The organism is Paenibacillus sp. JT22N1, from assembly GCF_059692155.1.
Map to the genome: position 1 here is coordinate 553,906 of NZ_JCAUAW010000003.1, position 16,500 is coordinate 570,405.

The window sequence follows — 16,500 nt, forward strand, 5'->3', positions numbered from 1 at the left end:
CAAAAAGCACGCATCCCTATGGAATGCGCGCAGTTTGTTGTAGATTACTTTCTCATTACTTTTTGATAAATTTTCAAGTAATTTGTTGTCATTTTGGACGTTGTAAATCTACGAATAACATAACGGCGAAGCTCGGCTGGATGCGGAAAATTCCCTTCTTTTACCTTTGCAACCATCTCAGAAACGGAATGGCAGATTAATTGCGGAAATCCCGCCATAACCTCGGGTACCGCCCCATTTTTCAAGGCGATTACTGGGGTACCGCAGGCCATAGCTTCAATCATGACTAGTCCGAAGGGCTCTTCCCATAGCGTTGGAAACAGCAAGCAGCTTGCATATTTGAGCAGCTTCTGTTTGCTTTTGCCTCCTACGGGGCCAACAAAATGGATATGGGGATTCCTTTTGATGCGAGGAGCAATTTCATTACGAAAAAAAGCTTTATCTTTAATCGGTCCAGCAATAATAAGTTTTTTATTCGTTCTCTCCGCAATCTCAATGGCGTGCAGGACTCCCTTCTCTCTCAGAATTCGCCCCATAAATACCATGAAATTGCGTTTTTTGTCACTGAATTCATATTCGTTTGGGTTAAGTCCATTATACACATAGTGCCCGCGATCTTTGCCCATCACCTTTCTAGCTCGTTTAGAAACATATACAGGATGTCTCACTCGCTGTTTTACAGGGAGATGCAAGGTACACACCGTAGGAAAATTATGATTGCTCCGCCCGAGTGCAGAACTGAACGTATGATCATGAATGACGTCAACATCCCGCGGCATCTTACTTAAGACATACCTTGCTATTCCTTGGTCACGAAGACCCTTTGGGTATGGAATAAGCTTAGCACTAGTTCGACTGCCCCTTGGTGCAAATACGGTGACTTGATGTCCTCTTTGCACAAGGTTTTCGGTCAATTCATGCACAACTTTCTCCGTTCCCCCCTGGTTCGTGGGTGGCAGTTTCTGTGCATCTGGAAAGTTAGAAATCACCTGCACAATGTGAAGACGTTTCATTCCCCTATCACTCCGTTTCTCTTAACATGTTCTCTATGTGCTCGCGAAGCCATGGCCTCAAATTAGCTCTCTTTTTCGCTTCTGAATGACCGCTTTTCGAATCTTCAAACATATCAGCATCTCTCAAATAAAAATTACTAAGCTTTATGTTCAAAATATGCAAAACAGTTTGGAATGCCACGGACATGTATCTTTTTCACTCAAAATGTACTGGTTAAAACAGGTCATAGGCACTTTGTAAATTTTCAGTTATGATGAAGGTGTGAACATGATTAATTGACAGAAAGGAACGATCACCATGACGATGACATCATTCACGAAAATGCTGCTTGGTTGCACCAGTCTCTTATTCATGCTGACTTTGGGGACTCAGACGACGGAAGCCAGAGAAAGTCAATTTACTAGAAATGGAACAGGGCCCCTATATTGGAGCACTTATGAATATCAATACACACGTAATGCCCCTATGAACGAGGCAGAATGGAAAAAAAACATTGATTGGATTGCAAGCGATTACAAAACATCGGGCTATGACATGATAGCCTCCGACGGTTGGATTGAAGGTGCTCAGCTCACAAATGAGAACGGTTACATTATATCCCACAATGATAACTGGCAGCACGATTGGGCTTATTGGTCAACCTACATTCAAAATAAAGGCATGAAGCTCGGGGTTTACTATAACCCCTTGTGGGTAACGCGGAGCGCCGCGGCAGATCCATCGAAAACAGTCGTCGGAACGAATTACAAAATTAGTGAAATTGCCAGCTCCGCAGATAAATTTAATGATGATTTGTATTGGGTAGATGTTACGAAACCCGGCGCCAAGGCGTATATTCAAGGGTATGTGAATTACTTCAAACAGCTAGGTGTTCCCTACCTGCGAATTGATTTTCTGTCATGGTATGAAACGGGAACTGATAAAGGCAAGACGATTGGGGTTAATCATGGCTCCGAGAACTATCAGACGGCTCTAAAGTGGATGCAGGAGGCAGCCGGCGATGATATGGAACTAAGTCTCGTAATGCCTCATTTGAACAATCATGCTGCTGGCGAACTGCCGTATGGTGATATGGTCCGAATTAATGAGGATCTTGCCCATGGCGGTTGGGAAAACTTAAGCGGTCAACGTCAAAATTGGGTGAACAGCTGGTCGCAGTGGGCCAATCCATTCCAAGGATTTACTGGATTTTCTGACATCGCTGGCCGCGGTTCCAATATGATTCTGGATGGGGATTTCATCCGCATGAATACCTTCAATACGGATGAAGAACGCAAAAGCATCATTCAATTATTCACCATGGCGGGTTCACCGATAGCGATCACGGATCAATATTCTACGATTGGCAATTCCGGCAGTTTTTACAAAAACAAGAACATGCTTGCGCTCCATAATCAAGGGTTCGTAGGCAAACCTTACTATAATAATGGGAATTCATTTAGCAGCGATCCAGGGGCAAGGAATTCAGAAAAATGGCTTGGACAATTACCAGATGGCAGCTGGGTTGTAGGGTTATTTAATCGATCTGATGAGACAGCCACTCGTTCGGTCAATTATCTGAAAGATTTGGGACTAACTGAATCAGCGAATACAACCGAGCTCTGGACAGGAACTAGCCTTGGCAAGCTTACTGCGTACAACCCGACTCTTGTGAAACATGCATCAAAAGTTGTGAAAATCGAACCAGAAGGCACGAAAGCGAGTTATGCTGCTGAGGTCGCTACTTGGATGGGCGGTACGCATTTTAACAATAATTATGCGGGTTATCAAGGGTTTGGTTTTGTGGATGGGTTGGGATTGACGGGGGCTAAAATCGTCTATGTAGTCCAAGCAAATGAAGAAGGTGATTATGCGCTTTCCTATCGTTATGCGAATGCGTCTGGGATGAACAGCACTCTTCATGTAAGCGCAACCGATGATAAGGGAGTTGTGGTTCAACCATCGCGGGTAGTTTCGTTTGGTTCGACTTCAGCTTGGCAGACATGGATGAACCAAAATGATCGCATTCATTTGAAAAAGGGTGTGAACCTGATCACCTTAGAACGCACAGCCTCAGATACGGGTGAGATTCACCTGGATGGTCTTGTGCTCGACAAGAATCGGTTAGCCGACATTGACTCTTCGCTCATGCAAAATGGGGATTTTGAAAGCGGTGACATTCGAGGCTGGTCGGAATGGCATCCAGCAGGTCAGACAGCAAAGTACGGCGTCGATTCCTACGATGCATATAAAGATAAATACAAGCTCTATTTCTGGGACACCAAAGCCTATAAGCAAAGCATTCATCAGAAATTAACTGGACTTCCGAATGGATCATATACCGTCAGCGCATGGGTCAAAGAGACGGTATATGGAAATAATCCGACGACAGTCCGGATGGAGCTTAGTAAGCATGGTGCAAAGACAATATACAAGAACATTAGTCCGACCAAAGGGTATCAACGCGTTCAAGCAACCGTTAACGTAACGAATGGTCGCTTGGATATCGGCTTCTATGTGGATTCACCGGGTCTAACTTCTTTGCAAATCGACGAAGTTTCGATTGAGAAGATGGACTGATTGAGCAGGAAAAAAGGAGCTCGCCAGCTAAAAACTGGCCTGAGCTCCTTTTTTAATTTTGCTATTTGAAAGACCTACTTTTAGACGGGTTGTCCGTGATAGGCTTTTACCTGTAATGGAGCATTGAGGAAATTTCCAGCTTTACCCACGAAAGAAGTGAAGTGATCACTAGCATTATGACTGGCAATTGCTGCTTGATCTTCCCAGACTTCAACCATGGTAAACTTATTTACAATTTCTGTATCTTTGTGCAAATCGTATGAAATATTACCATCTTCAGCTCTTGAGGCAGCTATTAAAGGTTGAATCTCGTTTAGAAATGCTTCATGTTTTGCTGGATCAACATTGAAATCTGCATGAATAATAATCATTGGACGTTGGTCCTCCATTCTTCGATTAAGTAGTGACTAGCTCCATTGCGTGATGGTTTCGATGGGAAGACGTACGGAGATGACCCCCATCATCTGCTTTACCGATTGAAATAAGCATAACAGGAACATAACGATTTTTATCTAAGCCAAATGCTTCGGCAATTTTATCTTTTTCAAAGCCACCGATTGGATTTGTATCATATCCATGAGCGCGCGCTACAAGCATCAGCTGCATAGACACAAGACCAGCATCAATAAGAACCGTTTCTTTATTCACAACCGGATCAAGAGCTGCGAAGTGTGGTTTTATTTTAGCAAGTGTCATTTCTTTTACCTCTAAAGGCATGTAACCCAACTCGACGGCCTTGCCGAAAATTTCATCGGCGTAATCCGAATTGTTTAAATCACCAAATACAGCGATCACAGCTGATGATGTTTCGACTTGAACTTTGTTAAATTTAGCAAGCGGCGCAAGTGTTGCTTTACCTTCGGCACTTTCGATAACAACGAATCGCCAAGGCTGCATGTTTATGGAAGATGGCGCGAGTGTTGCTTCTTTCAGGATGTCTGTCATCTCTTCACGACTAATTTTGACGGATGGATTGTACTTTTTTATGGAACGGCGTCCTGTAATAATTTCTTTAAAATCGTTCGTTGTCATAGTGTTATTCATTTATCATTTCCCCTTTAATATTGGCTAATATTCGTTAACATGCGTTGGAGCATATCGGAGAGCATATTGCGCTCTTCTTCGTTAAAATCTTTAAGCATTTGAGTAATGAATTGTGCTTTTTCTTCTTTAAAGGAAATGATTTCTGTTCGTCCATGATCGGTAAGACGTACGAGAGTGACCCGATTATCACCAGGATTCATACGCCGTGAAACCATTCCGTTTGCTTCAAGTTGTTTTAAATGCCGTGTAACGGCTGCGCTGTCAATGTTAACCTCTTTTTGAAGCGTTGTTTGACTAATTTCATTCACCTGATAAAGCTGATGTAAAAGACGAAGCCGCGACGGGCTAATACCCGTACAACGTTCAAATTTAGTGCTTATTTGTTTATTGAGGCTCAGAAATTTATCAAATAAACCAGTTTCGTTGACATCGGATTGGGTCAAAATATACCTCCTTGGAGACTAGTTGATAAGTCAATTGTTGATGCATCAATTATTGATATATCAACTAATATAGAGAAACTTCGTTAAAATTTCAAGTGTTCCCGAAAAATTAAGCCTTAGTAAATTGTGGAATTCTGCATCATTGCTGACTTTCTATAGCGATGAATAGCATCTTCTCGAGTCATATATTAGAATGGTCAAATCTACCGAATTTACACCAAACAAATAACCCCGCCAAGTGTGACTTTCATCACTCAAGGCCGGGTTAATATTTATTAGCTACTAACGAAGATAACGCATAAGCGGCTGGATATTTTGCTTCTTTATACTGTCTACGACCAGCTTGGCAACGGCAATACCGCCTCTTTCCTGGAAATGAGTATTATCCTCTGCGCCTTTGGGGAAGTTAGGGAACTCACCTGGCCACGCCCACATGAACAATGATTTCGTTTCCTCCGGACCTATTGCTTCAAACAATTGCATGCTCTCTTCTGCCAAATCTATCATGGGAACGTTCTCTTCCTCGGCAAGCTGCTTCATCGCGGTGATATAGTCACCATGCGTATCTATGATTTTACCAGCACTGTCAAAAAATCTTCGCTGAACTGGCGTTACTAGTACCGGGGCAGCTCCCCGCAATCTCGCCTCTTGAATGTAGATGTTCAAATGCTCTTTATACGTTGTAAAAGGGGAAGTAGCCCGCTCCGCATCCAGCTTCTGATCGTTATGCCCAAACTGAATGAACAGGTAGTCATTCGCATTCATGTGGTCAAGGATGGGTGCCAGGCGTCCTTCCTCCAAGAAGCTTTTGGAGCTGCGGCCTGATACCGCATAGTTGGCTACAGCAGCGTCCGCTTTTATAAAAAGCGGCAGCATTTGTCCCCAGCCTGTGTACGGATAACCATCTTGCGGTTGGTCGGTAACGGTGGAATCACCCACGATATATAAGGTAGCCGCTTGCGGTGCTGAGGTGATTTCCAAAGCATTTATTCGCGGGGCAACGCCAGAGAAATCAAGCTTTAGCTGTCCATCTGCCACATGAGCGGTAAAGCTGCTAGTTACAAACTCTCCTGCTGCCGTCAGAACATCGGCCAATACAAGTCTTCCAGGCCCCACCTTCAATCCTGTGCATGTTGCAGTTATCAGGTCTCCCATAAGTGTCTGAACCGTATAGCTGCCATTCGGCACATCCACTACGAAGACAGCACCAACCGGAATGCAAAAATCTTGACGAAGCGCCGCGGGAAGCCCACGATCTCGTCCAAACACAGTTGAACCATCCAGAAAGCCGTAGCCCATTTTTTCATTGTAATACGTTTGACCGCTAACTCTCGTATACCCTTCTTTCAAATAGCTTGAACTCATTTCTGGACCGAAATCAAACCTGAAGTGTACGCTCATAAACGTTTACCTCCTACCAATCTTTGCGATTAAGCAAGGATGCTAAGAAAGTAAGCCCTAACCCTTGTCCCCAGCCTTGAATCCGTTTGTAAGGAACCCCTTTGTAGCCCTCAATATCTCTCATTACCGCTGTTCCGGCTGAAACATGAGTGACTGTCCCATCTTCCGTGATGCGTGAAAGTATGCCTTGAATTGATTTATTCGTATATTTGTTGTAAAGAGGACCTGAACTGATAAGCGCCGCCGCGATACCCGCAGAACCGCTTGTTTCCAAATAAGCATCCTTGTCCGTCAATACGGTATGCCAGAGTCCACTCTCATCTTGCAAGCGGACAAGTGCGCTCAATTGATCACGCAGCGAGCCTTCGAGAATCATAAATGAAGGATGTGTCACATGCACCAGTCTCAACGCACGAGCCATCGTGATCGCTGCCCAAGCATTGCCACGGGCCCAGAATATGCCTGACATATGATTTTGTGCTAGATGATCCCAGCCGTGGTAGTAGAGATTAGTTGTCATATCTTGCAAATAATTCTCGTGACCGTGATATTGCTTCAGCCCATCTTCGAAATAATCGTCACGCTTTAGCACGGAACCGATCCGCAGAAGGAAGTAACCTGCCATGAACATGGTATCCACCCAAGCCTGCTGCGGAAAGTTATAGGTTTCCGAGTTCACCGTGTGCTGGAAAATGCCTTCTCCGAAGCGCTCAGCCTCATGCTGAAGGAATTCAGCCATTTGGGTAGCTATATCGATATACCGATCTTCGCCGGTTTCTTTATACAGTGTCAGCAAGGAGTGTCCAATTGAGATCCCATTAACGGACAGCTTAGGCAGGCCATCCTCCAGCTTCTCATCGATCCAATCTTTCAGCAGCTGCAGATATTCCTCCTTGCCCGTTGCTTCATAAGCTTCGGTTACGCCGTAGAAGGCTACACCGCCCGGCCAATCCCAATTAAAGTCCATCCGGAACGTTCTATGAACAACTCGGTCAATCACCTTGCGAATTTCATCTGGATCGAATTGTAAGGCTGGCATCTCTTCATTTCCTCCCTGTAGTTGGCTATTTTCTATGTTTGTAATCATCTTTTCTTATCCTTTCAAGCCGCTCGTCGAAATCCCGTCAACAATATACTTCTGGAATATGATGAAAACAACGAAAATCGGGACAAGTGATAACGTCGACATGGCAAACATGCCACCCCAGTTATTCAACGACTCGCTATCCAAGAAAAGCTTTAGGGCTAAGGAAACCGGATATTGACTCGGATTGTTCAAATAAAGCAGCGGCGTATAGAAATCATCCCATCTCCAATAGAAGGAGAAGATTGCCGATGTCACGAGTGCCGGAACAATTAAAGGTACGATGATTTTGTAAAAGATACTGTATTTACTGCAGCCGTCCATTTTCGCAGCTTCATCCAATTCCGGAGGAATCGTACGAATAAACTGCATGATCAAGAAGATGAAGAACGGAATCCCAAAGAACTGTGGCACAATAATCGGTTTAAAACTGGATAACCAGCCTATTTTGGCAAATAAAATATATTGAGAAATAATCGTTACGTCTTGAGGAAGCAGCAAAGTAAGCATAACCGCTGAAAACCAGAATTTGCTTCCGGCAAAACGAATCCGGGCAAATCCATATCCTACTAAAGCGGAGGAAACCACCGCACCTATCGTTGAAAGAATAACAATAATGAACGAATTTTTCATGAATGTAGCAAATGTATTGCCTGCAAACCCTTTCCAGCCTGTCACATAATTGTTCCACTCGAGCCGACTTGGGATCAGACTGGTAGCCGTTGTATAGATTTCATCATTCGGCTTCAATGAGCTGGCGACCAGCCACAGGATCGGATAAATCGCAGTTATCGCGATGATACAAACGATGAGATGATACAGCAGCGTTTTCACATTTTTGACCCGTAAAACCATTGTTTACCCCTCCTAGCTTTCGTAATGAACCCAATATTTCGATGTTTTGAAAATTACTAAGGTAATGAGTCCAATAAGGATCAGCATGAACCAAGCCATGGCAGAAGCGTAACCCATTTCGAAGAAAACGAATGCTCGATGGAATAAATAGAGTGAATACAGCAAGGTATTGTTCAATGGCCCGCCCTCCCCATTGGAAATAATGTAGGCCGGGGTAAAGGTTAAGAAGCCTGAAATCGTTTGCAGGATTAAATTAAAAAGAATAATCGGACTTAACAAAGGCAGTGTGATGTGAAAAAATTTGCGAATCGGTCCAGCGCCATCTACACTTGCAGCCTCGTAATAGGTTCCTGGAATATTCTTAAGTCCTGCAAGAAAAATCAGCATAGAGGAACCAAACTGCCAAACTGAAAGCAGTACTAACGTTCCCAGCGCCGTTGCCGGGTAACCAATCCAAGATGTACTGGTGTGAATGCCGATGTTTCCTAGAAAAGCGTTGATTAGTCCCTTATCTCCGAATATTTGTCGCCACATAATGGATACCGCTACGCTGCCGCCAATTAATGACGGTAAGTAATATGTGGCTCGGTATAAGCCAATTCCTTTTACCGCGCGATTCAGAAGCATGGCGACAAGCAATGCAATAATGAGTCGCATTGGAACGGACGTAAGTACATAGGTTAGTGTCACTCGGATGGAATCCATGATTTTGTCATCATCCATGAACATTTTCTCGTAATTGGAAAGTCCCACCCATCGTGGAGCCGATAGCAAATCGTACTCGGTAAATGAAAAGTACAGCGATGAAAACATCGGAAACAGCGTGAAGATCAGAAAACCCAGGATGAAAGGTGATATAAACACATAACCGACTATGTGATCATTTTCACGTAGTTTCATAGTTCCACTCCCTTACGTTCGTCAATTTCTGTTTATTTGGGGAGGGCGGCTTGCATGAAGCTACCCTTTTCCCCCTTTGTAAAGCTGCTTAATAAGTTCTTATTTCTTATTTTTGGCGAGAATTGCGTTAGCATCGTTCATAAATCTGGCTGCCGCCTCCTCCACCGTGAGCTTCCTGTACAAGATTTGCTCTTGCATATCCCGAAGCAGCTTGCTTACTTCTGCAGCCCCTAGCGGATCCGGTGGATCCATAACACTGCTGTTCAGCTGCGCCCAAGCGACGTAGTCATAGACTTTCTGATCAGCCTCTGTCAGTGTGGGTTTCAGACCTTCTTTAACAGCAGCCGAAATCGGAATCCCGCGGTCTCCATTTATGAGCTTATTCGCTTCCAAATCATTAATAATCCATGAAATAAATTTAGCTGCTTCCGTTTTCTGCTTCGAGTTTTTCGAAATTGAGAATAGCATGGTTGGCTTCAAATAGAGTCCTTGCTTCCCATTTGGCCCCGGCAGCCCAATCATGCTCAATGACTTCTTAGAGGCCTCCTGCAGAGTCACGAATTGATTCGACCACGCCATCGTCATGAACCCATCACCGAGGGCAACCGGATTCTCCTCCGGTGTCAATTTGGTTAAAGACTCTTTATCCCAGTTCCGCATGTAACCGGCATCGTACCATTTGAGATACATCGTGAAGTAATCTATAAAATATTGGGGATCGCTATAACCAAGACTCGTACCATCCGAGCTAAAATAGTGCTGATTTTGCGTACGCAAGTAGTAAGGAAAGAACTGATCGAACCGCATATGATCGAGCACTTTACCTTGCCCCTTCATTTGCTTAGCGATTTGCTCCAGATCAGACCAAGTCCAGTTCACAGGAATCGAAGCGATACCGGCCTGCTTCAGCAGCGCTGCATCGAAGGTCGCTCCCATCGCATTCACCCCAAGAGGAACACCATAAAGCTTGCCACCAATTCGTCCAGAGTCTATTGTTTCCGCTGAAGCTGAACGAACATCTAGCGTTCCGTTACTGGTAAGCTCTGTTAAATCTTCCAGCTGATTCTTCGAACTGTATTGATTTAAGTACGAGATATCCATCTGGATAATATCCGGTAGTTGGTTGGCCGCGGCTTGCGGTGCCAGCTTTTTCCAATAATCATCGAAGCCGGCATACTCCGTATCGATCTTCACGCCTGGATTCTGCTGTTGGTATAACTCTATCAGCTTCAAAGTGTAGTCATGTCTGGCTTGACCGCCCCACCAAGCGATTCGAAGCTTAACGTCATGCTTGCTTTCACTTTTCGCAGTTTCTATCGTTCTTGATGTCCCAGTTCCCCCATTCGCTGATTGCTGACTTGAGCTGCATCCGATTATGGTTAACAACAACATGACTAGGAGCAGGACTGGTATTGGTATGCGTTTCATAGTTAGCTTCCCCCTATGAGTCACCTGCGCTCCACACTTCTTATTATCAGCTTGGAAGAGCGAAAGTTGAATCTAATTTACCGCGATAAATGTTCAAAAAACAGTGAAAACAAGATTTATAGCGTCAACTTCTTATACTCGGAAGGAGCGCAGCCTGCAATCTTTTTAAACACTTGGGAGAAGTATTGCGGATTGTCGCCAAAACCCAGCTGTTCCGCTAGTTCGAACATTTTAACATCATCATGATGTCTAATAATCTCCATTGCTTTCTTAATCCTGACGGTGACCACATAGTTAGAGAAACGTTCTCCCGTCTCTTTCTTGAACAATTTCCCCAGATAATCCGGGTTCATATACAGCATCTGATGGGCTACCCAATTTAGAGAAAGTTCCGTGTTGGCTAGCTCCACATTAATAATATCAATAACCTTCTGAACGACTTGCGAATGTTTATTTTTATTTTGTTCGAAGTTAATTAGCGTGATTTCGGATGCGATTTGCTTCAGCAAATGGATGCTTGCTTGCAGGGTTTCCAATTGAGATATTTGACCGATCAGCCCCATGTAATGATTCATTTGCTCTTCCGCACATAGTCGCGTCATGGAAATAAAAATTTGAATAACATACGACTTGGTCGTTTGAATATCAAGTCGGGAATTGGCCAGTTGATCGTGAAACGCATCAATGCTCACTCCTGCTTCCTCCCAATTGCCTGCCCGTATCGGGAACAAAATCCGATCTTCGTCATAGACGAAATCAGTTTTGCTCAGCAGGGTGGAATCTAGGATATCACGCATCGTAATCAGACCGCCTTCACCGAGATAAAAGCGATGGCCCAAACAATCAAGCGCTTGCAAGTAAAGGCGTCTCGCCTCTACGATGTCTCCTGATTCACTTAAAGCGACAGTCGTGTCAATTTTGTAATAGAGCATAAAAATGCGCCGTATCTCTTTGATTTGCTCTTGTAATCGCTCCATATCTTCCTGATCCTCAATCATAATCAGAATTTGCTCGGCAATGGTTGAGCTTAGAAGAGGTTCATCGAGAATATCCTCAGCAATATTTTTCACGGCAAAAAGATGCTCATATTCGAACTTGTCTTCCAGACGGAAAAGCAATAAACGCACTTTCTTCCCGCTAACCTGCATACCAAATAAATCCTGATAATAATCCCAATCCCGGCTTCCATAGGATTTGTTCGTCACGAACTCCTTAAGAAACTGTTCCTTCACATGGGGCAGTACCTTCCGCAAATTCGCCTTCATCGACTGAATAAAGCCTTCCTTGCTCTCTTCCTGCTTATATTCCGCAGCAATTTCGCTTAATGCCTTCAGAATACTGTTCTCGTTGCATGGTTTTAATAAATAATGCTTCACCCCATATTGCATGGCGATTTGGGCATATTCGAATTCATCGAATCCAGAAAGCATAATGAACCGGATGTGCGGATGGGTTTCTTTTACTCGGGCTACAAGCTGAAGTCCATCCATACCAGGCATGCGAATATCACTAATAATAATGTCGGGTGTATGTTCACACACGAAGGCGTAGGCTTCAACACCATTTCGCGCAGTTCCAACTAACTGTGTATCCACCGAATGCCAGTCCACAATGGAAGAAATACCCTCCAGAATCATCCGTTCGTCATCTACTAACAGCACTTTATACATAAGCAGTCACCCTCTTTTCGTAATAGGAATACGGACTGTAATTCGAGCACCGCCGCCCGCGCGATTATCCACTTGGACTCCGAATTCATCGCCAAAAGAAAGCTTGATCCGTTCATCAATGTTTTTTAGACCGATACCTGTACCTCTGGATTTACGTTCTCCTGTCAGGATCTGCTCTAAATAGGCTTCATCAATTCCGGGTCCATTATCTTCCACGATGAGTAAAATGGATTCGCCTTCTTCTCGACCGATAATTTGAATCACACATGGTTCTAGCATGACTTCTACCGCATATTTAATCGCATTTTCCAAAAGCGGCTGCAGCGTCAGCTTCGGTATACGATTAGTTCTTAATGGTTCCGGAACATCGAGTCGAAAATCGAGCCGTTCTTCAAATCTGACCCTTTGAATCGTAATATAATGCTGCACAAGCTGAAGTTCATCTTCCACGGTGATGATATCCTGCTTCAAACTAATCGACGAACGAAGCAAATAACCGAGTGATTCAACCATTTGGGACACTTGCTTCTGTCCATTCATCTTTGAGATCCAGTTGATTGATTCTAGCGTATTGTACAGAAAATGCGGATTAATTTGCGCCTGCAGGGAACGAAATTCGGTTTCTTTGATGATCAACTGTTTGGTGTAGTTCTCTTTGATCAGCTCTTGAATACGTACTAGCATCATGCGATACGTACGCTGCAGCATGCCTACCTCATCCATCTGCTGGGATAATGGTGCGATCGTCGGCAGTTCGGACTTCTCTAGATCACTAATTTGTAGGCCGCGCATGTTGGTAATTAAGCCTTCGATCGGGCTTGTTACGCTTCTTGCAACCGTCATCCCAAACCCGACAAGGAGGAAAAAGCTAAGCAGGAATGCGGCAATCATCCAGTTTTTCATCAAAATAATATGATAAAAGATGGTTTGGAAGGGCAGGGTATTGTAATACGTCCAGCCCAAATAATCAGAGTGAATATGAGAAACGAAATATTTCTCTCCGTCTTGTTCCATAATGCGAAAGCCCTTGGATGCCGACTCCGCTGGATTGCCCTCACTAAGCAAGGATTTCATACTAGCTGCGCGCGGGTATACTAAATTCCTGTCTGATACAATGACGAGTTCGCCGTCCCTCGTTACAGCTTCTCTTGCGTATTGGTTAACAATTTTGTCTAAATTTACATGCAGCACCAAGGTGCCCAGCTTGTTTAGTTCCAATTTTTCGAAGGAACGAATTTGCCTGGCAGCAATTAAACTGTAATCCTGAGCGTCCGGGTTCACCCACCCCAGAGTGCCATTACCTCGGTCAGCCGTCGATTGGATAAGGTCTCTCCGCTCTGATGAGAGCGTTGTCAAATTTCCGCTGGAATAGCTGCTTCCCTTCACATCGGTTATATCTGCCGCAATGATATACGTCTCAGTATTAATGTATTGCACAAGCCGATCCACAAGTTTAGCACGTGATTGGATACGATTGTAATCAGATTCATCTGCGTTCATCACGATTAAATTTTGTTGGATTTGTTCATCCGACATGATACTAAAGGTCAATCGTTCCACTTTGTTTAACTCGTTCTCAATCAAGGTGGATGAAAGATTCAGAACCTGAGATGATTTCTCATAAATTTGCTGATCATAAATCGAATAGGCAATCTGGAGCCCCACCAATGAGATGCAAGAGCTGACAGCCATAGATATTGTAATGAGTAGAAACAGCTTCGCTTTAATACGCAGATTTCGTATTTCATTAAACCACTTGCTTATGCCTGATTTCATGCAACGTCACCACTTTTCTTCGCTGAATAAGGTTCATGTTGGAGAGAGTCTTCGTGATGGATGTTCCAATTCCCTTTAAGGGTAATAAAAAAGGATGCTGGGATTAAAAACCAGACATCCTCTTCTGTTTATGAAATTAGGCACTCTCCAACGAATTCTAGCGTTTACTTCTCTTCAGTATCCGAACTCCGTAAGGCTGAAGCAGCAAGCTTGAACTGATCTTCACAGACGATGCTGAATCCGAGGCTAGCATGTCCGTATATGCTTGTTCATCTAATGTAATGGTGTGGGTTTTACTGCTAAAATTCATGAGGAAGATGAACTCATTCACACCGTCCGTACGAATTTGAGCTGTTACCTCTGCAGGCAGCTCTGTCTGTAAAGCACCATCGATCCCCGTTTCTTTAAGGATCTGCTTATAGAAGCTGCTCTGGAAAGTTTGATCCGTACGAGCTGCGATATAGTAAGCTTTGCCTTTACCAACCGCATTGACTGTGAGCGCAGGCCGGCCTGCATAGAAGTCATCACCGTAGACGGCAAGAGTCTCTGCACCTTCTGTATGAATCAGCTCGCACAGCTCACGAACCTCATATTCACCTGTGATTTGAAGCGCGTTGCCCTCCGTGAAAAGGACACGATTCACCTCATGATCATGCAGTCCGTCGATTTCCTCAGACCAGATGCCCAGCGTTTTGCGAAGCGGTCCTGGAAACCCGCCCTGGAAGCAAAGGTCATTCTCATCCACGATGCCAGACCAATACGTCGTGACGAAAGTTCCCCCATTCGCTACAAACTGTTCGATTCGCTCTCCGACACTCGGACGTACCAAATATAACAATGGCGCGATAACAAGCTTATATTTGCTAAAATCACAGTCCATATCGATGACATCAACAGGAACGCCTTGTTCCCAAAAGGCACGATAGTGACTTAAAACCGTTTGTTCGTATTTGATCCCCATATTCCGAGGACCTTGCGAATCCTTAACGGCCCAGCGATTTTCCCAGTCAAAAATAATGGCTGTTTGAGCGGGCACTCGTGTCCCGATGAGATCAGTCAGCTTCTCCAAAGCGCCACCAAGCTCAGCTACATCTTGAAAAACTCGCGTATGCTCATGACCAACGTGATCAATCACCGCACCATGCAGCTTTTCGCTGGCTCCTCGGCTTTTGCGCCACTGGAAATATTGAACGGAGTCAGAGCCATGTGCCACTGCTTGCAGGGAAGACAGAAGATGCATGCCCGGCTTTTTCAGCTTTGAGACAGGCTGCCAATTCGTTAAGCTCGGTGTACTCTCCATTAGCAGGAAAGGCTTACCGCCCCCAAGCGAGCGAAACATATCATGATTAAGCGAGAACCATGCGGCTAGATTGCTCTGATCTGCCGTATCATGCCAAGTTGGATAAGCATCCCATGAGATAACATCCAGTACATCGGCGAACTTCCAGTAATTAAGACCTTCGTAAGCGTCCATGAGATTCGTCGTTACGGGCAGCTCGGTATTCTCCGCCTTCAGTGGAGCGATTTCATGACGGCAGAAATCAACCGTTTGATCTGTCACGAACCGTTTCCAATCTAAATTCATCGCATGGACCAGATTCTCGCCATGCGGTGCAGGAGATTCAATCTGAGACCAATTCGTATACGTATGGCTCCAAAATGAAGTCCACCACGCCATGTTAAGCGCATCCAGCGTTACGTATTTGCGCTTCAGCCATCCGCGGAAAGCTTCCTGACAATAGTTACAGTGGCATTCCCCTCCATATTCATTGGAGATATGCCAGCCCACTACGGCAGGATGCTGCGCATAGCGCTCCGCTAACTGCTTATTCATGATCGTGACTTTCTCCCGATAGACCGGGGACGTATAGCAATGATTATGACGCGCACCGAATAAATTGCGCACCCGGTTAGGCCCTACCCGCAGCACTTCCGGGTATTGCTCCGCCATCCATGCTGGTCTGGCGCCACTCGGAGTAGCCAACCAAGCATAAATGCCGTTGGCCGCGAATTTGTCCAATACACGGTCGAGCCAATCGAATGTGAAAACACCTTCCTCCGGCTCAAGCGCTGACCAAGCAAAAATGCCGACAGCCATCACATTACATTTGGCCAGCTTCATCATGCGAATATCTTCTTCCAGCACATGTGGATCGTGCTGCCACTGATCAGGATTATAATCGGCACCGTGCATGAAAACGGGTAATTTCGGGCTTATTGGCGGATATTTCTGTGACAAGATGATCACCTCTAGGATAATGTATGGACTCATATTAGGTTCATTGCATCCAAGTTTAACAGGTTCACCACCACAAAAATACCCGAC

At 44.6% G+C, this 16,500-nt stretch carries 12 protein-coding genes and 1 pseudogene; 1 reads left to right on the top strand and 12 read right to left on the bottom strand.

Features of this window, described 5'->3' with window-relative positions; all coding sequences use genetic code 11:
• Positions 1 to 44 precede the first annotated feature (44 nt).
• On the bottom strand, positions 45 to 1,013 hold the full coding sequence (locus AC58UU_RS08900) for a glycosyltransferase family 4 protein (RefSeq protein ID WP_497314781.1): 969 nt from the start codon (positions 1,011 to 1,013) through the stop codon (positions 45 to 47).
• 298 nt (positions 1,014 to 1,311) lie between these two features.
• Here AC58UU_RS08900 and AC58UU_RS08905 point away from each other — a divergent pair, with 298 nt between their 5' ends.
• Positions 1,312 to 3,573, top strand: a complete 2,262-nt coding sequence (locus AC58UU_RS08905) for a carbohydrate-binding protein (protein ID WP_497314783.1) — start codon at positions 1,312 to 1,314, stop codon at positions 3,571 to 3,573.
• An 80-nt stretch (positions 3,574 to 3,653) separates the two neighbouring features.
• Here AC58UU_RS08905 and AC58UU_RS08910 read toward each other — a convergent pair whose 3' ends face one another.
• From AC58UU_RS08910 to AC58UU_RS08960, 11 genes and pseudogenes are all read right to left on the bottom strand, one after another.
• Positions 3,654 to 3,944: a putative quinol monooxygenase gene (locus AC58UU_RS08910; protein WP_497314785.1), complete on the bottom strand. Its 291-nt coding sequence runs from the start codon at positions 3,942 to 3,944 to the stop codon at positions 3,654 to 3,656.
• Positions 3,945 to 3,980: 36 nt separating this feature from the next.
• A pseudogene (locus tag AC58UU_RS08915) lies at positions 3,981 to 4,617 on the bottom strand (nitroreductase family protein).
• Between the two features lie 14 nt (positions 4,618 to 4,631).
• Positions 4,632 to 5,060: a MarR family winged helix-turn-helix transcriptional regulator gene (locus tag AC58UU_RS08920; RefSeq protein ID WP_497314787.1), complete on the bottom strand. Its 429-nt coding sequence runs from the start codon at positions 5,058 to 5,060 to the stop codon at positions 4,632 to 4,634.
• A 282-nt stretch (positions 5,061 to 5,342) separates the two neighbouring features.
• Positions 5,343 to 6,461 carry a rhamnogalacturonan acetylesterase gene (locus AC58UU_RS08925; RefSeq protein WP_497314789.1) on the bottom strand — a complete coding sequence of 373 codons (1,119 nt, stop codon included), beginning with the start codon at positions 6,459 to 6,461 and terminating at the stop codon, positions 5,343 to 5,345.
• Positions 6,462 to 6,474: 13 nt separating this feature from the next.
• On the bottom strand, positions 6,475 to 7,500 hold the full coding sequence (locus tag AC58UU_RS08930; protein ID WP_497314790.1) for a glycoside hydrolase family 88/105 protein: 1,026 nt from the start codon (positions 7,498 to 7,500) through the stop codon (positions 6,475 to 6,477).
• A 54-nt stretch (positions 7,501 to 7,554) separates the two neighbouring features.
• A complete protein-coding gene (locus AC58UU_RS08935) occupies positions 7,555 to 8,400 on the bottom strand; it encodes a carbohydrate ABC transporter permease (protein WP_497314791.1) in 846 nt (281 codons plus the stop codon).
• A 12-nt stretch (positions 8,401 to 8,412) separates the two neighbouring features.
• A complete protein-coding gene (locus AC58UU_RS08940) occupies positions 8,413 to 9,300 on the bottom strand; it encodes a carbohydrate ABC transporter permease (protein WP_497314793.1) in 888 nt (295 codons plus the stop codon).
• Between the two features lie 99 nt (positions 9,301 to 9,399).
• Positions 9,400 to 10,728 carry an ABC transporter substrate-binding protein gene (locus AC58UU_RS08945; protein WP_497314795.1) on the bottom strand — a complete coding sequence of 443 codons (1,329 nt, stop codon included), beginning with the start codon at positions 10,726 to 10,728 and terminating at the stop codon, positions 9,400 to 9,402.
• A 116-nt stretch (positions 10,729 to 10,844) separates the two neighbouring features.
• On the bottom strand, positions 10,845 to 12,398 hold the full coding sequence (locus AC58UU_RS08950; protein ID WP_497314797.1) for a response regulator: 1,554 nt from the start codon (positions 12,396 to 12,398) through the stop codon (positions 10,845 to 10,847).
• Positions 12,399 to 12,404: 6 nt separating this feature from the next.
• A complete protein-coding gene (locus tag AC58UU_RS08955) occupies positions 12,405 to 14,174 on the bottom strand; it encodes a cache domain-containing sensor histidine kinase (RefSeq protein ID WP_497314799.1) in 1,770 nt (589 codons plus the stop codon).
• A gap of 157 nt (positions 14,175 to 14,331) precedes the next feature.
• Positions 14,332 to 16,446: a beta-galactosidase gene (locus AC58UU_RS08960; protein ID WP_497314801.1), complete on the bottom strand. Its 2,115-nt coding sequence runs from the start codon at positions 16,444 to 16,446 to the stop codon at positions 14,332 to 14,334.
• Positions 16,447 to 16,500 lie beyond the last annotated feature (54 nt).